Origin of the sequence: Pseudomonas sp. LAM2023, from assembly GCF_016620375.1 — a bacterium.
In the GTDB taxonomy this organism is placed as follows: Bacteria; Pseudomonadota; Gammaproteobacteria; order Pseudomonadales; family Pseudomonadaceae; genus Aquipseudomonas; species Aquipseudomonas anuradhapurensis.
In genome coordinates, this window is sequence record NZ_JAENHV010000029.1 from 33,557 (window position 1) to 53,417 (window position 19,861).

General features: G+C 64.8%; 20 protein-coding genes. 15 read left to right on the forward strand and 5 right to left on the reverse strand.

What is annotated here, in order from left to right; genetic code table 11:
* The first annotated feature begins 102 nt into the window (after positions 1 to 102).
* From JKP78_RS18480 to JKP78_RS18505, 6 genes are all read left to right on the forward strand, one after another.
* Positions 103 to 555, forward strand: a complete 453-nt coding sequence (locus JKP78_RS18480; protein WP_186687775.1) for a MarR family winged helix-turn-helix transcriptional regulator — start codon at positions 103 to 105, stop codon at positions 553 to 555.
* Positions 552 to 2,639 carry an FUSC family protein gene (locus JKP78_RS18485; protein WP_186687773.1) on the forward strand — a complete coding sequence of 696 codons (2,088 nt, stop codon included), beginning with the start codon at positions 552 to 554 and terminating at the stop codon, positions 2,637 to 2,639. Before JKP78_RS18480 ends, JKP78_RS18485 begins: the two co-directional genes overlap by 4 nt.
* Positions 2,636 to 2,848 carry a DUF1656 domain-containing protein gene (locus JKP78_RS18490; protein WP_114169105.1) on the forward strand — a complete coding sequence of 71 codons (213 nt, stop codon included), beginning with the start codon at positions 2,636 to 2,638 and terminating at the stop codon, positions 2,846 to 2,848. Before JKP78_RS18485 ends, JKP78_RS18490 begins: the two co-directional genes overlap by 4 nt.
* The gene (locus JKP78_RS18495) at positions 2,845 to 3,720 is read left to right on the forward strand and encodes an efflux RND transporter periplasmic adaptor subunit (RefSeq protein ID WP_186687770.1); all 876 of its coding nucleotides are present in this window, start codon (positions 2,845 to 2,847) and stop codon (positions 3,718 to 3,720) included. Before JKP78_RS18490 ends, JKP78_RS18495 begins: the two co-directional genes overlap by 4 nt.
* A complete protein-coding gene (locus JKP78_RS18500) occupies positions 3,717 to 5,135 on the forward strand; it encodes an efflux transporter outer membrane subunit (protein WP_200627150.1) in 1,419 nt (472 codons plus the stop codon). Before JKP78_RS18495 ends, JKP78_RS18500 begins: the two co-directional genes overlap by 4 nt.
* Positions 5,136 to 5,327: 192 nt before the next feature.
* The gene (locus JKP78_RS18505; protein WP_186687764.1) at positions 5,328 to 7,271 is read left to right on the forward strand and encodes an FTR1 family protein; all 1,944 of its coding nucleotides are present in this window, start codon (positions 5,328 to 5,330) and stop codon (positions 7,269 to 7,271) included.
* A 152-nt stretch (positions 7,272 to 7,423) separates the two neighbouring features.
* Here JKP78_RS18505 and JKP78_RS18510 read toward each other — a convergent pair whose 3' ends face one another.
* Both JKP78_RS18510 and JKP78_RS18515 read right to left on the reverse strand, forming a co-directional pair.
* A complete protein-coding gene (locus JKP78_RS18510) occupies positions 7,424 to 7,669 on the reverse strand; it encodes a TIGR02647 family protein (RefSeq protein ID WP_170027740.1) in 246 nt (81 codons plus the stop codon).
* Between the two features lie 69 nt (positions 7,670 to 7,738).
* Positions 7,739 to 8,041, reverse strand: a complete 303-nt coding sequence (locus JKP78_RS18515; protein ID WP_186687761.1) for a hypothetical protein — start codon at positions 8,039 to 8,041, stop codon at positions 7,739 to 7,741.
* Between the two features lie 148 nt (positions 8,042 to 8,189).
* Here JKP78_RS18515 and JKP78_RS18520 point away from each other — a divergent pair, with 148 nt between their 5' ends.
* Positions 8,190 to 8,852 (forward strand): glutathione S-transferase, encoded by a 663-nt coding sequence (locus tag JKP78_RS18520; protein ID WP_186687759.1) that lies wholly within the window; start codon positions 8,190 to 8,192, stop codon positions 8,850 to 8,852.
* A 120-nt stretch (positions 8,853 to 8,972) separates the two neighbouring features.
* Here the strand turns inward: JKP78_RS18520 and argH are convergent, their stop codons facing one another.
* Positions 8,973 to 10,367, reverse strand: a complete 1,395-nt coding sequence (gene argH, locus JKP78_RS18525) for an argininosuccinate lyase (RefSeq protein ID WP_186687757.1) — start codon at positions 10,365 to 10,367, stop codon at positions 8,973 to 8,975.
* Between the two features lie 298 nt (positions 10,368 to 10,665).
* Here argH and JKP78_RS18530 point away from each other — a divergent pair, with 298 nt between their 5' ends.
* From JKP78_RS18530 to rsd, 7 genes are all read left to right on the forward strand, one after another.
* On the forward strand, positions 10,666 to 11,409 hold the full coding sequence (locus JKP78_RS18530; protein WP_186687755.1) for a LytR/AlgR family response regulator transcription factor: 744 nt from the start codon (positions 10,666 to 10,668) through the stop codon (positions 11,407 to 11,409).
* Between the two features lie 199 nt (positions 11,410 to 11,608).
* A complete protein-coding gene (hemC, locus tag JKP78_RS18535; protein WP_186687753.1) occupies positions 11,609 to 12,550 on the forward strand; it encodes a hydroxymethylbilane synthase in 942 nt (313 codons plus the stop codon).
* A complete protein-coding gene (locus JKP78_RS18540; protein ID WP_200627151.1) occupies positions 12,547 to 13,314 on the forward strand; it encodes a uroporphyrinogen-III synthase in 768 nt (255 codons plus the stop codon). The genes hemC and JKP78_RS18540 overlap by 4 nt, the downstream gene beginning before the upstream one ends.
* 45 nt (positions 13,315 to 13,359) lie before the next feature.
* The gene (locus JKP78_RS18545) at positions 13,360 to 14,460 is read left to right on the forward strand and encodes a uroporphyrinogen-III C-methyltransferase (protein ID WP_200627152.1); all 1,101 of its coding nucleotides are present in this window, start codon (positions 13,360 to 13,362) and stop codon (positions 14,458 to 14,460) included.
* On the forward strand, positions 14,457 to 15,695 hold the full coding sequence (locus JKP78_RS18550; protein WP_170027747.1) for a heme biosynthesis protein HemY: 1,239 nt from the start codon (positions 14,457 to 14,459) through the stop codon (positions 15,693 to 15,695). The genes JKP78_RS18545 and JKP78_RS18550 overlap by 4 nt, the downstream gene beginning before the upstream one ends.
* Before the next feature lie 221 nt (positions 15,696 to 15,916).
* Positions 15,917 to 16,423 carry a disulfide bond formation protein B gene (locus tag JKP78_RS18555; RefSeq protein WP_186687751.1) on the forward strand — a complete coding sequence of 169 codons (507 nt, stop codon included), beginning with the start codon at positions 15,917 to 15,919 and terminating at the stop codon, positions 16,421 to 16,423.
* 231 nt (positions 16,424 to 16,654) lie between these two features.
* On the forward strand, positions 16,655 to 17,125 hold the full coding sequence (gene rsd / locus JKP78_RS18560; RefSeq protein ID WP_170027749.1) for a sigma D regulator: 471 nt from the start codon (positions 16,655 to 16,657) through the stop codon (positions 17,123 to 17,125).
* Positions 17,126 to 17,134: 9 nt separating this feature from the next.
* Here rsd and JKP78_RS18565 read toward each other — a convergent pair whose 3' ends face one another.
* The gene (locus tag JKP78_RS18565; protein WP_186687750.1) at positions 17,135 to 17,773 is read right to left on the reverse strand and encodes an FKBP-type peptidyl-prolyl cis-trans isomerase; all 639 of its coding nucleotides are present in this window, start codon (positions 17,771 to 17,773) and stop codon (positions 17,135 to 17,137) included.
* Between the two features lie 381 nt (positions 17,774 to 18,154).
* Between JKP78_RS18565 and JKP78_RS18570 the strand changes: the two genes are divergently transcribed.
* A complete protein-coding gene (locus JKP78_RS18570; RefSeq protein WP_200627153.1) occupies positions 18,155 to 19,372 on the forward strand; it encodes an AlgP family protein in 1,218 nt (405 codons plus the stop codon).
* On the opposite strand, the gene JKP78_RS18575 is transcribed toward JKP78_RS18570, so the two are convergent.
* The gene (locus JKP78_RS18575; RefSeq protein WP_200627154.1) at positions 19,351 to 19,830 is read right to left on the reverse strand and encodes a TIGR02444 family protein; all 480 of its coding nucleotides are present in this window, start codon (positions 19,828 to 19,830) and stop codon (positions 19,351 to 19,353) included. The two genes, JKP78_RS18570 and JKP78_RS18575, sit on opposite strands and share 22 nt — an antisense overlap.
* Positions 19,831 to 19,861: the final 31 nt, after the last annotated feature.

Below are 19,861 nucleotides of genomic sequence, written 5' to 3' on the forward strand. Positions count from 1 at the left end.
ACAACATTTCACCCAGGCTATCCGTCACCGCTGGTTGACGACAGGGGGAGGGCCAAGCGTATATTGATAGTTAGCAAACTATGAATATCCTTGGTTTCTTCAATGTCCCTTGATCTCCTGCGCCTGCAAGTCAGCAGCGGCATGGTGGTCGCCGCCCGGCATTGGCGGCGCATCTGCCACACCGCCCTGACCGGCTACGGCATCTCCGAAGCCTGCGCCACGCCCCTGCTGATGATCGTGCGTCTGGGCGACGGTGTGCACCAGGTTGCCGTGGCCCAGGCTGCGGGCCTGGAAAGCCCGTCGTTGGTGCGCCTGCTCGACCAGTTGTGCAAGGCTGGCCTGGTATGCCGCAGCGAAGACCCGCTGGACCGCCGTGCAAAGGGCCTGAGCCTGACCGCCGAAGGCCGCGCCCTGGCCGAGTCCATCGAAGCCGAACTGGTGCGCCTGCGCCGTGAGGTGCTGCAGCATATCGACCAAGCTGACCTGGAAGCCGCCTTGCGCGTGTTGCGTGCCTTCGAAGCTGCCGGCCTGGGCAGCACAGGCGAGGCCGCATGAACGGTTTCTTCAGCTCGGTGCCGCCGGCGCGCGACTGGTTCTATGGCGTGCGTACCTTCGCCGCCTCCATGATCGCCCTGTACATCGCCCTGCTCATGCAGCTGCCGCGCCCCTATTGGGCCATGGCCACGGTGTACATCGTCTCCAGCCCCTTCCTCGGGCCAACCAGCTCCAAGGCCCTGTACCGTGCCCTGGGCACCCTGCTTGGTGCCGGTGGCGCGATCTTCCTGGTGCCGCCGCTGGTACAGTCGCCATTGCTGCTGAGTATCGCCATCGCCTTGTGGACCGGCACCTTGCTGTTCCTTTCGCTGAATCTGCGCACCGCCAACAACTACGTGCTGATGCTGGCGGGCTACACCTTGCCGATGATCGCCCTGGCGGTGGTCGACAACCCATTGGCAGTGTTCGACGTGGCGTCTTCCCGTGCCCAGGAAATCTGCCTGGGTATCGTTTGCGCGGCAGTGGTCGGGGCCATCTTCTGGCCGCGTCGGCTGGCGCCAGTGGTGGTCGGTGCCACCACTACCTGGTTCAGCGAGGCGATCCGTTACAGCGATACCTACCTCGCCCGCCAAGCCAGCGCCGACCAGGTGGGTGGCCTGCGCGGCACGATGGTCACCACCTTCAACTCGCTGGAACTGATGATCGGCCAGCTCGGCCATGAAGGTGCCGGCCCGCACACCCTGAAGAATGCTCGCGAATTGCGCGGGCGCATGATCCACCTGCTGCCGTTGATCGACGCCCTCGACGACGCCCTGGTCGCCCTCGAAGGCCGTGCTCCGGAGAAATTCGCCCAGATGCGACCGCTGCTGGAGGCCGCCCGCGAATGGCTCAGGGGCACCGCCGACAGCGCTTCGCCCGCCCGCTGGGCCGCCCTGCACGAGCAGATCGAGCGCCTGCAGCCCGGCGCCGCAGCCCTCGACCAACGTGCCGAGCTGCTGCTGTCCAACGCCCTGTATCGCCTTACGGAATGGGCCGACCTCTGGCAGGACTGCTGCAGCCTGCAGCACGCCTTGCGCAGCGACGATGCCAAACCCTGGCGCGCGGTGTACCGCCACTGGCGGCTGGGCCGCCTGACAGCGTTCTTCGACCGCGGGTTGATGCTGTATTCGGTAGCCTCTACCGTGCTTGCGATCATTGTCGCCTGCGGCCTGTGGATCGGCCTGGGCTGGAACGACGGGGCCAGCGCGGTGATCCTTGCTGCCGTGTCGTGCAGCTTCTTCGCTGCGATGGACGACCCGGCGCCGCAGATCTACAGGTTCTTCTTCTGGACGCTGATGTCGGTGATCTTCTCCAGCCTGTACCTGTTCCTGGTGCTGCCCAACCTGCACGACTTCCCGATGCTGGTGCTGGCGTTTGCCGTGCCGTTCATCTGCGTCGGCACCCTGACCGTGCAACCGCGCTTTTACCTCGGCACCTTGCTGACCATCGTCAACACCTCGACCTTCATCAGCATCCAGGGTGCCTACGACGCGGATTTCTTCACCTTCCTCAACTCCAACCTGGCCGGCCCCGTCGGCTTGCTGTTCGCCTTCATCTGGACCCTGGTGATGCGCCCGTTCGGTGTGGAGCTGGCGGCCAAGCGCATGACCCGCTTCGCCTGGCGCGACATCGTCGAAATGACCGAACCGGCCACCCTTGCCGAACACCGCCACGTGGGTGTGCAGATGCTCGACCGCCTGATGCAGCACCTGCCGCGCCTGTCGCAGACCGGCCAGGACAGTGGCGTGGCACTGCGCGACCTGCGCGTAGGGCTCAACCTGCTGGACCTGCTGGCCTACATGCCGCGTGCCGGCCAGCAGGCCCGTGAGCGCCTGGGCACCGTGATCGAGGAAGTCGGCGCGCATTACGCCGCCTGCCTGCGCGCTGGTGAACGCCTGCATGCGCCTGCCGCGCTACTGCGCAACATGGAGCGCGCGCGCCTGGCGCTGAACCTCGATGAGCTGTACGAGCGCGGCGATGCCCGCACCCACCTGCTGCATGCCTTGAGCGGCCTGCGCCTGGCGCTGTTGCCGGGTGTCGAGGTGATGCTCGAACCCGCCGAACAGCCGCAATTGCCCCCCGGACTCGACGGAGCGCCCCTGTGATTGGTGAACTGGATATCAGCGGGGTATTCCTGCCCACGCTGCTGGTGATGATGTTTGGCACCTACCTGCTGTTCCTCGGGGTGCACGCGGTGCTGGTGCGCGTGCATTTCTACCGCCTGGTCTGGCACCGGGCGTTGTTCAACGTTGCCTTGTATGCCGTGCTGCTTGGCGCGGTGGACCACTTTTGCCGAAACCTGATGCTGCCATGAAAAAACCTTTGCTGACCCTGGGCCGTGTGGTCCTGACCTTGCTGGTAGTGAGCTTCGCCGCCGTGCTCGTGTGGCAGATGGTGGTGTACTACATGTTCGCCCCGTGGACCCGCGACGGCCACATCCGCGCCGACGTGATCCAGATCGCCCCGGACGTTTCCGGGCTGATCCAGAAGGTCGAGGTGCGCGACAACCAGACCGTCAAGCGCGGCGATGTGCTGTTCACCATCGATCAGGACCGCTTCACCCTGGCCCTGCGCCAGGCCAAGGCGACCCTGGCCGAGCGCCAGGAAACCCTGGCCCAGGCTACCCGCGAGGCGCAGCGCAACCGCAAGCTGGGCAACCTGGTGGCGGCCGAGCAGCTGGAAGAGAGCCAGTCTCGCGAAGCCCGTGCCCGCTCGGCGGTCAGCGAAGCGCAAGTGGCAGTCGACAGCGCCCAGCTCAACCTCGACCGTTCGGTGGTGCGCAGCCCGGTGGACGGCTATCTCAACGACCGTGCGCCGCGTAACCATGAATTTGTCACTGCTGGCCGGCCGGTGCTGTCGGTGGTCGATAGCGCCTCGTACCACGTCGACGGTTACTTCGAAGAAACCAAGCTGGGCGGCATTCACATTGGCGATGCCGTGGATATCCGGGTCATGGGCGACAACACCCGCCTGAGCGGCCATGTGCAAAGCTTTGCTGCCGGTATCGAAGACCGCGACCGCAGCAGCGGGGCCAACCTGCTGCCCAACGTCAACCCAGCGTTCAGCTGGGTGCGCCTGGCCCAGCGTATTCCGGTACGCATCGCCTTCGACGAGGTACCAGAGGACTTCCGCATGATCGCCGGGCGAACCGCCACGGTGTCGATCATCGAGGGCCAGCGGCCATGAAACAGCTGATGCTGGCTGGCCTGTGCCTGTCGCTGGGGGCCTGCATGATGGTTGGCCCCGACTACCAGGTACCGAAGGATGCCGCGGTGCAGCGCAGCGACCTCAATGGCCCGTTGCGCCAGGATGCTGACAGCGTGGTGTCGACGCCGGTGCCTGAGGACTGGTGGCAGTTGTATCAGGACCCGCGGTTGAACGAGCTGGTGCGCCAGGCCCTGAGTGCCAACAGCGAACTGCGTGTGGCCGCTGCCAACATTGCCAAGGCCCGCGCGCAGGTCGAAGTGGCTGAGTCGCAAGGCGGCTTCAACGGCGGCGTCAAACTGGGTGCCCAGCGCCTGCAGGAGTCTGGCGAAGCCTTCCTGCTGCCCGAGAAAGTACCGGTGGCGAATATTGGTGAGGCGATCATCAGCGCCTCGTACCAGTTCGACCTGTGGGGTACCTTCAAGCGCGGCACCGAGGCCGCCAAGGCCAATGCCGATGCTGTGCAGGCCGCAGCCGATACCGCCCGCATCACCTTGGTGGCAGACGTGGTCAAGGCCTATACCCAGGTTTGCTCGGCCAACGAGGAATACCATATCGCCCGCGAGTCGCTCGACCTGCAGGAACAAAGCGTCAAGCTCACCCAGCGCTTGCGTGATGCCGGCCGTGGCGATGAGACCCAGGTCACCCGCTCGCAGACCCAGTTCAAGTCCTTGCGCGCGGAGCTGCCACGCTTCAAGGCCGAGCGCGAGGCCGGCCTGTACACCCTGGCGGCGTTGTTGGCCAAGCCGGTGGAGCAACTGCCTGCCGGCACTGCCGATTGTGCCGAACTGCCGCACCTGAGCCAGCTGCTGCCCGTCGGCGATGGCGCAGCCCTGCTCAAGCGCCGCCCCGACGTACGCCAGGCCGAACGCCAGTTGGCTGCGGCCACTGCCAACATCGGTGTGGCCACCGGCGCGTTGTACCCGGATATCAGCATCGGCGCCCAGGTCGGCACCATCGGTATCCTCGAGAACCTTGGCGAGCCCTCGACCAACCGCTGGGGTTTTGGCCCGCAGGTCAGCTGGAGCATCCCCACCAATGGCACCCGTGCTCGCATCCGCATGGCCGAAGCCTCGACCCAGGCGGCCTTGGCTAACTTCGATGGGGTGGTGCTGAACGCCATCCGCGAAACCCAGACTCGCCTGGCGCAGTACAGTGCCTTGCTGGACCGGCGCGATGCGCTGGCCGAGGCGGAGCAGTCGGCCAAGGACGCGGCCGACCAGACCCACCGCTATTACCAGGCGGGGCGTGAATCGTTCCTGGCGGACTTGCAGGCAACGCGGACTTATACCGACATGCGCGCGCAGTTGGCGGCGGCCAATAGCCAGGTGGCGTTGGGGCAGATTGGTGTGTTCCTGGCGTTGGGTGGGGGGTGGAATGAGGCTGGGAGGCGCTGAAGTTGCGGGGTGTTTGACGGGAGATCGGGGGAGGGCAGGCATCCGTCAGGCCCACCCAATCCCCCGCCAGGCACCTCAAGATCCACGGCATTGCCCAGCCGTCATGCCTTTCCCTCACTTCGTCTGATTTGTAGCAAGATTTTTCATGAAATCCGTCCGACACCCTTGAGAGAAGCAAAGTGGAAGTGAACAATGTTCTCTTTCGCATTTCCCTCGAGACTGGCCATGAATACCCGTTCCCGTCTGCTTGCCTGGCTGCCTGCTTTGGTGCTGGGCCCGGTGCTGGCGCTGTGCAGTACCCTGGCGCTGGCCGAAGCCCCCGCCGAGGCTACCAAGGCGCTGCACCTGCTCGACTATATAGGCGCCGACTACCCGCCGACCGTGGAAAACGGCAAGGTCATCGACGACGGCGAATATCGCGAACAGCAGGAATTCAGCACTGTGCTGGCCGACCTGATCAAAGGCCTGCCTGCGCACGCCGAGCAAGCGGCCCTGGAGCAGGGCGTGCAGGCGTTGCGCCAAGCCATCGACCAGCGCCAGGATGGTGCAGCGGTAGCCAAGCAGGCCCGTCAGCTGGGCGCACGTCTGGCAGTGGCCTACGAGGTCAGCCAAGCCCCGGTGATCACCCCGGACCCGGCCCGTGGCGCGGCGCTGTATGCGCAAAACTGCTCGATCTGTCACGGCGACACCGGTGCCGGCGACGGCCCGGCTGGCGTGGGCCTGGAGCCGGCACCCGCCAACCTGCGCGATGTCGCGCGCCTCGACCAGTTGAGCTTGTTCGACCTCTACAACACCTTGGCCCTGGGTATCGACGGCACCGAGATGCCGTCCTTCGCCGACCAGCTGGATGATCGCCAGCGCTGGGACGTGGCCGCCTATATCGCCGGCTTTACCGCCAAGCCGGAAGCCGGCAAAGGCGACAAGACCTGGAACATTGCCGACCTGGCCCGCCAGACCCCGGCCGAAGTCGCCGCCAAAGAGGGCGATGCCGTCGTCGAGGCGTTCCGCGCCCAGCGCGCGCAGCCACCCCAGGTCAAGCGTGGCCCGGCGCAATTGCTCGAATACACCGCCAGTACCCTGGACAAGAGCCTGGCTGCCTACCGTGCAGGCGACCATGACCAGGCCTACGACCTGTCGGTGGCGGCCTACCTGGAAGGCTTCGAACTGGTGGAAAGCTCACTGGACAACATCGATACCCTGGCGCGCAAGGACACTGAAAAATCCCTGATGGCCTACCGCCAGGCGCTGCAGGACGGTTTGCCCGTCGCCCAAGCCGAGCAACGCCTGGGCGAAGCCAAGGCCAAGCTCGAGCAGGCAGCCAAGCTGCTGGGCAGCAATGGCTTGAGCTGGTCGTTGAGCTTTGTGTCCGGTTTGCTGATCCTGCTGCGCGAAGGCCTCGAGGCGATCCTGGTACTGGCGGCGATCCTGGCCTTCCTGCGCAACACCGGCCAGCAGTCGGCGGTGCGCAGCGTCAACATGGGCTGGGGCCTGGCGCTGGTGGCCGGCTTCGCCACCTGGGCCTTGGCGGCCTATGTGATCGACGTGGGCGGCGCCCAGCGTGAGCTGCTGGAAGGCTGTACGGCGCTGTTCGCCGCGGTGATGGTGCTGTGGCTTGGTGTATGGATGCACGATCGCCGCCACGCCGCCGCCTGGCAGGATTACATCAAGAGCAGCCTGGTCAGTGGCGGTGGGCGTTTCGGCTTTGCCGTGCTGGCGTTCTTCTCGGTGTACCGCGAACTGTTCGAGGTGATCCTGTTCTACGAGACCCTGTGGCTGCAGGCAGGCCCAGGCGGGCACCAGGCGGTGCTGGCGGGTGGTGCTACGGCGCTGGTGCTGCTGGTGGGGTTGGCCTGGGTGATCCTGCGGGGCTCGGCCAAACTGCCGTTGTCGCTGTTTTTCAGTATCAACGCCGGGTTGCTGTGCGCCTTGTCGGTGGTATTCGCCGGGCATGGCGTGAAGGCACTGCAAGAGGCCGGGGTGCTCGGTACGCGGCCAGTGGCGTTCTTCGAGTTCGATTGGCTGGGGATCCACGCCGATGCCTACTCGCTGTCGGCGCAGGCTGTGGCCTTGCTGGCCATCGTATTCCTGTACGGGCGCTCGCGCCTGGCGGAAAAGCGCCGGGCAGTAGCACACTGAAGGCATATACGGACCGCCTGTAGGAGCGGCCTTGGATCGCGATCGGGCCGCCAGGCGGCCCCCGGATTTCAGCCACGCTGCACTCATTGCCGGGGCCGCCTTGCGGCCCGATCGCGACACAAAGCCGCTCCTACAGGCATTGCTGCAATCTGTCAGGCCGGCTGTGGCGCCTTGAGGATGTTCTGCAACAGCTGGACACTTTCGACGGCGTCATGACCCAGGCTGGTCAGGTAGCCGCCATCAGGTTGATCGGTCAGCCCCTTTTCATGCAGGCGTTGCGCGGCGGCAACCAGGGCAGGCGAGGCGTTCTTGTGAATCTTGATGCCTTCCTGGCTGCTGTCGTGTTTGAACAGCGCGAGCACTTCCAGTTCAGCGATCAGATCGGGGGTGAAGGACATGGCGACTCCTGACTTCCAGACAAGGATGGCGGCACCAGTGGCGGTGCCTGATCCTGGAGTGTAGACGGGTTATTCGTCGTCGCCTTGATCCATCTCAGGCGGCAACTCCGGCAGCGCTCGCAGCGCGCTTTCATACCACTCGCTGTCGAACGCGCGGTCTTCCACCAGCATGTTGTCGATCTCGAAGGCCAGCACATGGGCCATCAGGTTGAGAATGTCTTCGCGCGCATAGCCGACCAGGGTCAGCTTGTTGAAGGTGGCCTTGGCCGCAGGCGGCTCGCCGCTTTCGATCTGGTTTTCGATGGCCTGGGTCAGCGTCGCCTCGGCGAAGGCTTCGTCGTCGTCATTGTCGATGTCGGTGGGCTCGCTCATGGCGGTACTCCTGTGATGGGATGCACAGTGTGCCACGCCTGCGACGGCAATGCCCGGGCATTGACGGGGCGCATGACACTGGTCAAGGGGCTGGCGATCGGTCTATAAAAGCCAGGCCAACCCCTTACGGCCTGGAGGCTGTTACCTCATGCTCAAGCTTCACGGATTCGCGGTCAGCAACTACTACAACATGGTCAAGCTGGCCCTGCTGGAAAAAGGCCTGCCCTTCGAGGAGGTCACCTTCTATGGCGGCCAGGCGCCGCAGGCGCTGGATGTGAGCCCACGAGGCAAGGTGCCGGTGTTGCAGACCGAACATGGCTTCCTCAGCGAAACCAGCGTGATCCTCGACTATATCGAGCAAACCCAGGGCGGCAAGGCGCTGCTGCCGGCCGACCCGTTCGGGCAGGCCAAGGTGCGTGAGCTGCTCAAGGAAATCGAGCTGTACATCGAGCTGCCGGCGCGTACCTGCTACGCCGAATCGTTCTTTGGCATGGCGGTGGAGCCGCTGATCAAGGAAAGGGCGCGTGCCGACCTGCTGGCCGGGTTTGCCACGCTCAAGCGCAACGGCCGCTTCGCACCCTATGTGGCGGGTGAGCAACTGACGCTGGCAGACCTGATGTTCTGCTTCTCGGTCGACTTGGCCTGCGCCGTGGGCAAGAAAGTGCTGAACGTCGACTTCCTGGAAGATTTCCCCCAGGCCAAGACCTTGCTCGGGCTGATGGGCGACAACCCGCACATGGCGCGGATCGTGGCGGACAAGGCGGCGGCGATGCCAGCCTTCATGGAGATGATTCGCAGCGGCAAGCGCTAGAAGCCAGAAGCTGCTTCACAGCCCAAAGCGACACAAGGCCGCTCTAGCAGCGGGTACCCGAACCCCTGTAGCAGCGGCCTTGTGTCGCGATGGGCCGCACAGCGGCCCCAAGTCCAGGGCTTAACGCGAAGCCAGCAGCGCCTTGCCGCGAGCCACTGCCGCACGCACCTGCGCCGGTGCGGTGCCGCCAATGTGGTTGCGGGCATTCACCGAGCCTTCCAGGGTCAGCACGGCAAACACGTCCTGCTCGATCTGGTCGCTGAACTGGCGCAGTTCATCCAGGCTCATCTCGGCCAGGTCCTTGCCGGTGTCCACACCATATTTCACCGCATGCCCGACGATCTCGTGGCAGTCACGGAACGGCAGGCCACGACGTACCAGGTAGTCGGCCAGGTCGGTGGCGGTGGAGAAGCCGCGTAGGGCCGCTTCACGCATGATGGAGTGCTTGGGCTTGATTGCCGGAATCATGTCGGCAAAAGCACGCAGCGAGTCGCGCAGGGTATCGGCGGCGTCGAACAGCGGCTCCTTGTCTTCCTGGTTGTCCTTGTTGTAGGCCAGCGGCTGGCCTTTCATCAGGGTCAGCAGGCCGGTCAGGGCGCCGAATACACGGCCGCTCTTGCCACGTACCAGTTCTGGCACGTCGGGGTTCTTTTTCTGCGGCATGATCGAGCTGCCAGTGCAGAAGCGGTCTGGCAGGTCGATGAACTGGAACTGCGCACTGGTCCACAGCACCAGCTCTTCGGAGAAGCGCGACAGGTGCATCATCGCCACGCTGGCTGCAGCGCAGAATTCGATGGCGAAGTCACGGTCCGACACGCCGTCCAGCGAGTTGCCGGCCACGGCTTCGAAGCCCAGCAGCTTGCAGGTCAGTTCACGGTCGATCGGGTAGGTGGTACCGGCCAGGGCGGCGCTGCCCAAAGGCATGCGGTTGGCACGCTTGCGGCAGTCGACCAGGCGCTCGTAGTCGCGGCTGAGCATTTCGAACCAGGCCAGCAGGTGGTGGCCGAAGGTAACCGGTTGCGCCGTCTGCAGGTGGGTGAACCCGGGCATGATGGTTTCGGCTTCACGCTCGGCCTGTTCCAGCAGGCCCTGCTGCAGGCGGGTGATCTCGGCCAGGATCAGGTCGATCTCGTCACGCAGCCACAGGCGGATGTCGGTGGCCACCTGGTCGTTGCGGCTACGGCCGGTGTGCAGCTTCTTGCCGGTGATGCCGATGCGGTCGGTCAGGCGTGCCTCGATGTTCATGTGCACGTCTTCGAGGTCGACGCGCCAGTCGAAGGTGCCGGCCTCGATCTCACCCTGGATGGTCTTCAGGCCATCGATGATGGTGTCACGCTCGGCGTCGCTGAGCACGCCGACCTGCGCCAGCATGGTGGCGTGGGCGATCGAACCCATGATGTCGTGGCGGTACAGGCGCTTGTCGAAATCGACCGAGGCGGTGAAACGGGCGACGAAGGCGTCGACGGGCTCACTGAAGCGGCCGCCCCAGGACTGATTGGTCTTGTCGGTGCTCATGGATTCACTCATTGCAGGCGTGAACGAAAGAAGTGGCGCGGATGATAGCAGGGTTGTGCGGGGCGCCGCAGGGCGCTGGTCGAGAGAAATGCAAGGGAAAACGCCGAACAACGATTTCATGGAATGAACGGCAGTGTTCCACGGACCGTCTACAGTTGGACAGAGGACTGGCAGTGAATCTGCCTGCCGAGTGAATCTTTGGCCATCGCACCGGTCTAGAGCCTGACCGCAGTGTCGCTCGAACCATACCTGTCTACGCTATACCTGTGCGAGACTCATTCAGGAATCCAGCGCAATTATGAATGTCCTGATCGTTGATGACGAACCCCAAGGCCGTGAGCGCCTCAGCCGCCTGCTCGGCGAGCTGGAGGGATACACCGTGCTGGAGCCTAGCGCCACCAACGGCGAGGAGGCCCTGGCGCTGATCGAAAGCCTGAAGCCCGATGTGGTCCTGCTGGACATCGGCATGCCAGGCCTGGACGGCTTGCAGGTCGCTGCTCGCCTGTGCGAGCGCGAGGCGCCGCCGGCGGTGGTGTTTTGCACCGGGGACGATGAATATGGTGCCGAGGCGTTCAAGGACAGTGCCCTCAGCCATGTGACCAAGCCTTTCCAGGCGCAGGCCTTGCGCGATGCCTTGCGCAAGGCCGAAAAACCCAATCGCGCGCAGTTGGCCGCGCTCACCCGGCCGGGCAGTGAAGGTGGCGGCCCGCGCAGCCACATCAGTGCCCGCACCCGCAAAGGCATCGAGCTGATCCCTTTGCCCCAGGTTATCTATTTCATTGCCGACCACAAGTACGTGACCTTGCGCCACGAGGCCGGCGAAGTGCTGCTCGACGAGCCGCTGAAGGCCCTGGAAGACGAGTTTGGTGAACGTTTCGTGCGTATCCACCGCAACGCACTGGTTGCCCGTGAACGTATCGAACGCCTGCAGCGCACCCCGCTGGGGCATTTCCAGCTGTACCTGAAGGGCCTGGACGGCGATGCCCTTACCGTCAGCCGACGCCATGTCGCCGGCGTGCGCAAGATGATGCAAACCCTCTGATACGGCACCCGCATGGCAAGGGCTGCGCCCTTGTTCGCGGCTGAAGCCGCTCCCACAGGTCCGGCATTGCCCCGTCGAGCGGCACTGTAGCTTGTGAGAGCGGCTTAAGCCGCGAAGAGGCCCTCAACTGATCCACATCTGCTAGCGATAGCGGCGATGCTGTTATCATCGGCAGCATTTCTCTGGATCGGGGCGTTTCATGTCCACTCGCGAAATCCGCATCGCCACCCGTAAAAGTGCCTTGGCCCTGTGGCAGGCCGAATACGTCAAAGCCCGCCTCGAGCAGGCCCACCCCGGTCTGCTGGTGACCCTGGTGCCCATGGTCAGCCGCGGTGACAAGCTGCTCGACGCGCCCCTGGCGAAAATCGGCGGCAAGGGCCTGTTCGTCAAGGAACTGGAAACCGCCCTGCTGGACAATGAAGCCGACATCGCCGTGCATTCGATGAAGGATGTGCCCATGGACTTCCCCGAAGGCCTGGGCCTGTACTGCATCTGCGAGCGCGAAGACCCGCGTGATGCCTTCGTCTCCAACCGCTTTGCCAGCCTCGAAGCACTGCCGGCCGGCAGCATCGTCGGCACCTCCAGCCTGCGCCGCCAGGCCCAGCTGCTGGCGCGCCGCCCCGACTTGCAGATCCGGTTCCTGCGCGGCAACGTCAACACCCGCCTGGCCAAGCTGGATGCCGGTGAGTACGACGCCATCATCCTCGCCGCTGCCGGCCTGATCCGCCTGGGCTTCGAAGACCGCATCACCTCCACCATCAGCGTCGAGGATAGCCTGCCGGCGGGTGGCCAGGGGGCGGTGGGCATCGAATGCCGCAGCGCCGACCGCGAGATCCACGCATTGCTGGCACCGCTGCACCACGTCGATACCGCCGACCGGGTGGTGGCCGAGCGCGCCCTGAACAAACGCCTGAACGGCGGCTGCCAGGTGCCGATCGCCTGCTACGCGGTGCTGGAAGGTGACCAATTGTGGCTGCGCGGCCTGGTCGGCCAGCCCAGCGGCGGCACCCTGCTGGTGGCGGAAGCCCGCGCACCCCGTGGCAACGCCGAGACGCTTGGCGTGCAGGTCGCCGAAGAGCTGCTGGGGCAGGGCGCCGAGGCCATCCTCAAGGAAGTCTACGGCGAGGCCGGCCACCCGTGAGCCCCTGGCGCCTGTTGCTGACCCGGCCTGTCGAAGACTGCGCAGCGCTGGCGCAAAGCCTGGCGGCGGCGGGGGTGGGCAGTAGCTGCCTGCCGTTGCTGGCGATCGAACCGGTTGCCGTGGATAACCGCCAACGCCAATTGCTGGAAGGCCTGTCGGGCTTCCAGGCGATCATCGTGGTCAGCAAGCCGGCCGCCAGGTTATTGCTCGAACAACTGGCCGAGGCCGGCCTGCAGCCGCCACGGCAAGGCTGGTTCACCGTGGGCGAGGCGACTGCGGCGGTGTTGCAGGCGGCGGGCCTGGAAGTGAACGTCCCATCGGCCGGCGATGACAGCGAAGCCTTGCTGGCGCTGCCAGCCCTGCGCCGGGCTGTGGCCGTGCCGACGCCGCGCATCTTGATCGTGCGCGGGGTCGGAGGTCGCGAACTGCTGGCAGAGCGTCTTGCAGAGCAAGGTGCTAGTGTCGATTATCTGGAACTGTATCGTCGTTGCCTGCCGGTTTACCCGCCGGGCACCTTGATGCGCCGCATCGAAGCGGAACGCCTCAATGGCCTGGTGGTCAGCAGTGGGCAGGGTTTTGAACACTTGCAGCAGATGGCCGGCGCCGATTGGCCGCAGCTGGCGCGCCTGCCGCTGTTCGTGCCCAGCCCGCGGGTCGCCGAACAGGCCAGGGCCGCCGGGGCCCAACAGGTTGTGGATTGCCGTGGCGCCAGTGCCACGGCCTTGCTGGCAGCCGTGCAGCGCAGCGCTGCACCTGCCTCCTAAGGCGCTAAGCTGAACGCGGTGCGCCCCCATGCAAAGGATGGATACGTGAGCGAGACTGTCTTGTCCAAAAACGATCAGCCGTCGGCACAGGCGCCGACGGAACCCGTCACCCCCCCACCTGCCAAGCGCTCCGGCAGTGGCCTGGCAGCCCTGGCCCTGCTGCTGGGGGCGGCCGGGGTCGCGGTAGGTGGCTGGGGTGTCTGGCAGGTGCGTCAACTGCAAGGCAGCGAATTCAACCAGGGCCAGCACATCGAGGCGCTGAACCAACGCGCCGAAGCCCTGCAGCAGCGTGAACAGCAGATCAGCGCGCAACTGGCCAGCCTGCCGCCTGCCAGCGAGCTGGAAGACCGCCGCCGCCTGGTGGCGCAACTGCAAGGCGACCAGCAACGCCTCAGCCAGCGCCTGGAAACCGTGCTGGGTGAAAGCCGCAAGGAATGGCGCCTGGCCGAAGCCGAGCACTTGCTGCGCCTGGCCACCCTGCGCCTGTCGGCGCTGCAGGACATCACCAGTGCCAAGGCGCTGGTCGAGGGTGCCGACGAGATCCTGCGTGAACAGAGCGACCCGGGCGTCTTCGCCGCTCGCGAGCAGCTGGCGCGTAGCCTGGCCACGCTCAACAGCACGCAGCAACCGGACCGTACCGGCCTGTTTCTGAAACTGGCCGCGCAGCGCGAGCTGGTGCAGCAACTCAGCGCTCAGTCGCCAGAGTTCGCCAGCAATGCCGATGCGCTCGGTGCCCTGACCTCCGACGGCGATGGCGCCAGCCGCCTGTCGCAGTGGTGGGCCGAGATCTCCAAGTATTTCCAGATCGACTTCAACGCCGATGACAACGTGCGCCCACTGCTGGCCGGGCAGCAGCTGAACCAGCTGCGCCTGGCCCTGAGCCTGACCATCGAGCAGGCCCAGTGGGCGGCGCTCAATGGCGATGCCAAGGTCTACACCCAGGCCCTGGACGATGCCCGTAGCGTGCTGCTGGCCAATTTCAATGCCGACAACCCGCAGAGCAAGGCCATGCTCGACAGCCTCAATGCCTTGGCCGAACAACCCGTCTCGGTGGTCACCCCCGACCTGAGCGAAAGCCTGGCCGCAGTACAGGCGTATATCCAGCGCCGTCACCTGCCGGCCGAGGCGGAAGGGGGCAAGCCATGAAGCGCGTCTACCTGCTGGCCGTGCTGGCGATCGTGATCGCCGCAGCGCTGGGTATCGCGGTCGCCAAGCACAGCGGCTATGTGCTGATTTCCTATGGCAGTTTCCGCTACCAGTCGGGGTTGTGGGCCGCCCTGGCCGGCTTGTTGGCCGTGATCGTGCTGCTGTGGCTGCTGCGCTACCTGGTCGGTTTGGTGCTGACTTCCAGCGGCGTGGTCAACCCATGGTCGCGACGCAACCGCAGCCGACGCATCCGCTTGTCCATCGAACAGGGCCAGCTGGACCTTGCCGAGGGCCGCTGGGCCAGCGCCCAACGCCACCTGCACCGGGCCGCCGAGGCCGAGCGCCAGCCGCTGCTGTTCTACCTCGGTGCGGCGCGCGCCGCCAACGAGCAAGGCCGCACCGAAGACAGCGACAACCTGCTGGAGCGTGCCCTGGAGCGTCAGCCGCAAGCGGAACTGGCCATCGCCCTGACCCATGCGCAGCTGCAGATGGACCGTGGCGAAAGCGACGGCGCCCTGGAAACCCTGCTGGCCATGCAGGACCGCCACCCGCATAACAGCCAGGTGCTGCGCCTGCTGCAGCGCCTGTACCAGGCGCGCGGCGACTGGTCGGCCCTGATCCGCCTGCTGCCCGAGCTGCGCAAAGGCAAGGTGCTGCCGGCTGCCGAGCTGGCCGCCCTGGAGCAGCGCGCCTGGGGGCAGAACCTGAGCCTGGCCTCGACCCGGGGCGAGGATGCGCAAAGTGCGCGTCAGGCATTGGAGCGTGCCTGGCAGCAACTGACCGCGGCGCAGCGCCAGGAACCACAGCTGGTGCTGGCCTACGCCGAACAGTTGCGCCAGGTCGGCGCCCAGAGCGAAGCCGAGCAAGTGCTGCGCGCCGCCCTCAAGCGTGACTACGAAAGCCACCTGGCCCGCCTGTACGGCCTGGTGCGCGGCGAAGACCCGGCGCGCCAGCTGCAAACCGCCGAAGGCTGGCTCAAGGCACACCCGGACGACGCCAGCCTGCTGCTGACCCTGGGCCGCCTGAGCTTGCAGAACCGCCTGTGGGGCAAGGCGCGCGACTACCTGGAAAGCAGCCTGCGCATGGAACGCAACCCCGAGGCCTGCGCCGAGTTGGCCCGGTTGCTCGCCAGCCTTGGCGAGACCGAGCGCAGCAACCAGTTGTTCCAGGAGGGCCTCGGCCTGCTGGACGAGCGCCTGCTGGCCCTGCCATTGCCAGAAGGCGTGCGCGCCTGACCTTACCCATGGCCCGCGCCAAGGTGCGGGCCATGGGGCCGGGTAACTTATCCGCTGATGCAAGCTGGATCTGCAGTCCCTGTCTTCAGACGTTTCCTACTCGTCTGCTAGAAATTTCCCTCGCGATTCAGCGACTTGTCGCTGCTGTCGCGCCTTGAAACAAAGCGTGTCTTTCCTCTACCGTTTCAAGCCACTTCATCATCTCGGGACCTTGACCGCCCATGCTGCCGGCCCGTTTACGCACCTTTTTCCTACCCGCCTGCTTGGCCGCACTGGCGGTGCTGGCGGCATCCTTTCAGCTGGAAAAGGTTCTGGGGTTGGTGCCGTGTCCATTGTGTTTCAGCCAGCGCGTGCTGCTTGGCCTATACGCGCTGCTGTGCCTCGCGGCGGTGCTGCAGGCACCGCGTTCGCAGGGTGTCCGCCGTTATGCGCGGGCGACGCTGGGTTGTGCGCTGGCGGGGGCGTTGCTGGCGGCACGGCACGTCTGGTTGCAGGGCGCGGACGATGCCCTGCCTCTCTGCCCGCTGCCGATCGCATGGGTATTGGAACAATCCTGGAGCGAAGCGGCGCGGCAATTGTTGCTCGGCGGCCCTGACTGCAACGCGCTGACCTGGAGTTTTCTCGACCTGACGCTGCCCGAGTGGAGCCTGCTGGCCTTCCTGCTGTTGGCGGTACCACCCGCGAGCTGCCTGCTGGCGTATCGTTTCCGCACCCTGGCCGGAAGTTGACCTGGCGCAAGGCTTGGCCAGTAGCGCGACCAATGGCGGTGTAACAGGGTATTAAACGCTTGTATGAACTTTGTCCGCTGCGTACCTTGATGGGCAGCACGCGCGGGAATAATCTCGCAACACGCATACCGAAAACACAACTGCTCGATGCCGTCCTGCTGATGTCACCTTTGTGCTGCACGGTCGTAGTGCGAGGTGCAGCGGCATCTACCCAGAAGGGAAGAGATCGCCATGCTCGATAGTTGTCAGAACGCTCAGGAACGCTGGGGTGGGGTTCACAAGCTGATCGATCGCTGGCTGGAGGAGCGCCAGGAACTGGTGCAGGCTTTCCGCGCATTGCGCGACGCCAAGCCGGCCTTTGCCGACAAGGAAAAAAACCGCGATTTCTGCGCGGTTCTGGTCGACTACGTTTCAGCGTGGCATTTCGAAGTCTGCGAGCAACTGGTCAGTGAGGCCAAGGCTTTCGACGACGAAAAGGCGCTGAAGCTGGCCGAAGAAATCAATCCCCGGATCAACGACATCACCCAGATCGCGCTGGCGTTCAATGACCATTGCGAAAAGGGTGAATGCAAGGACACCGAACGCTTCGCCGAGAAGCTGTCCAAGCTGGGAGCCCTGCTGCACGAACGCTTCGAGCTGGAAGACTGCCTGATCGAGGTACTGCACAACGCGCACAAGGAAGAGGGCGCGGTCGAGGCCTGACGGCCGAGATCAGTCAGCAACCGACAGCAGTTCGATCTCGAACACCAGCGGGGTGTAGGGTGCGATCAGGTCACCCGCACCGTCGGCGCCATAAGCTTGCGCCGACGGAATCACCAGGCGCCATTTGGCGCCGGTGCGCATCTGCGGCAACGCCACCTGCCACCCTTCGATTACCGAATCCAGGCTGAACCACTGGGGTGTCTGGTTCTGATCGAATATCGAGCCATCGGGCAGCCTGCCCACATAGCGCACCTGCACCTTGCCGCCGGCTTTGGGCTGCGCGCCAGAGCCTGCCTGCAGCTCGCTGTAGAGCAGGCCCCCTGGTAGTTCGTGTACACCATAACGACCGCGCTCGTTGGCCATGAAGCGTGTCTCGGCAGCCTGCTGTTTCTGCGCGGCGGCATCGTCTTCCTGCGCTTCATGTTGCTGCAGCACGGCCTGCATGCGTGCCTTGTCGAGCTTCAGCGGTTGCCCTTGGTAAGACGCACGCAGGCCTTCGACCAATGTGTCCAGTTGCAGGCCCGGCATCTCCTGGCGCAGCCGCTCGCCCAGGCTGGCGCCAAGGCTGTAGGCCAGGTCGTGTTCGTCGCTGTTGGCCAGGGCGAGAGGGGCCAGCAGGCATAAACCTAAAACTAGATATCGAGGCATGATCAGTTCCTGCGCCAATGAGCGGGGAATTATGCCAGTGTTCAGTTTTGTATTGTGCGTGCTTGCAGGCCCTTGTAGGAGCGGCCTTGTGTCGCGATGGGGTGCGAAGCAGCCCCAGGATTTGTGCATCGGGTTGATAATGCCGGGGCTGCTTCGCACCCCATCGCGACACAAGGCCGCTCCTACAAGGGCACCGCGCAGTTCAGATAGTTGCCGAATATCTGCAATCATTTATTCAGCAACTACACTTGCTCGGAGCTGCAAGATAACAACTTTGCCCAGGCATGCAACGCGGCGTAAACAATACTGTCAACATGCCCTAGCGGCGGTAGCAGCAGAAGCATAGTATGAGCCGCAATCTCATCAGCCAGGAGGTAAACCATGTCGGCCAAGAAGAAGCCAGTAAGTACGCCGTTACACCTGCTCCAGCAACTTTCGGGCAGCCTGCTCGAACACTTGGAGGATGCCTGCTCGCAAGCGCTGGCTGATGCGGAAAAACTGCTGGCCAAGTTGGAAAAGCAGCGTGTCAAGGCGCAGGAAAAACTGCACGGTGGACGTCAGAAACTGCAAGACGCAGCCAAGGCAGGTAAAGCCAAGGCGCAGGCCAAGGCACATAAAGCCATTGGTGAACTGGAAGAATTGCTCGATTCTCTCAAGGAACGTCAAAGCCAGACCCGTTCTTATATTCAACAACTCAAGCGCGATGCACAGGACAGCCTCAAGCTGGCTCAAGGTGTAGGCAAGGTTCGAGAAGCAGCAGCCAAAGCCCTTGACCAACGCGCAGCTGCCAAGCCAGCAACCAAAGCCACTGCAACTGCCAGACCGGCGGCCAAGCCAGCAGCCAAAACCACTGCAGCTGCCAAATCGGCGGCCAAGCCAGCAGCCAAAGCTACCGCAGCTGCCAAACCGGCAGCCAAGCCAGCAGCCAAAGCTACCGCAGCTGCCAAACCGGCAGCCAAGCCAGCAGCCAAAGCTACCGCAGCTGCCAAACCGGCAGCCAAGCCAGCAGCCAAAGCTACCGCAGCTGCCAAACCGGCAGCCAAGCCAGCAGCCAAAGCTACCGCAGCTGCCAAACCGGCAGCCAAGCCAGCAGCCAAAGCTACCGCAGCTGCCAAACCGACAGCCAAGCCAGCGGCCAAAGCCAGCGCAGCTGCCAAACCGGCAGCCAAGCCAGCGGCCAAAGCTACCGCAGCTGCCAAACCGGCGGCCAAGCCAGCAGCCAAGACTACTGCTGCCGCCAAACCGGCAGCCAAGCCTGCGGCCAAGACCACTGCAACTGCCAAACCGGCGGCCAAACCTGCAGCCAAGGCTACCGCTGCTGCCAAACCAGCGGCCAAGACCACCGCTGCGGCCAAACCAGCGCCAGCCAAAGCCACTGCTGCCAAGCCGGCCGCGAAACCCGCCGCAGCCAAAGCACCAACCCGTGCAGCGACCAAGCCTGCTGCCGCCAAGCCTGCTGCCAGCAAGCCAGCCGAAACCAAACCGGCAACACCTGCCGCCAGCAGTACGGCTGCTGGGACCAACTCGGCCACGCCGGCTGCTTCGGTAGCCCCTTCGGCACCTGCCAGTACCTCGGTTCAGGCGCCTTCGGCGTCCTGAAGCGCGGTCGCCGCGACGCGCAACTGGTCCAGCGCGTCGTGGTGGCGGGCCGGGTCCGGCGCCAGCCGGGCCAGCCAGTCGCCCGCGGGCACGTCAGCGTCCGTGGGCCACTGTTGTGCACACGCTTGCAAGCGTTCCAGCAAGGCTTTCTCGGCCTGCAGTTCCAACTGCTTGACCTGATCACGCAACGCTGCCAGCCGCGCATCGCCCTGCGCTGCCGCGCGCCACTGTTGGCGCAGGCTGCGTAACGGCGCAACCACTTCACGCTGCCAGGGCTCGGCAACCCCGTGCAATAACTGCGCGCGCTCATCCAGCACGGCCACGCCACGTGCTTGCAGCCAGGTTGCGCACAGCAACAGGCAGACATCGCCACCCTGCGCCTGCAAGGCGAGGCAGGCCGCTTCCACGCCGGGCCTGGCGTACAAGGCCAGGGCGTGATTCCACAGGTCGGTGTGCATGGTTCCACTCGCGCTATGGGCCGAGGAAGCT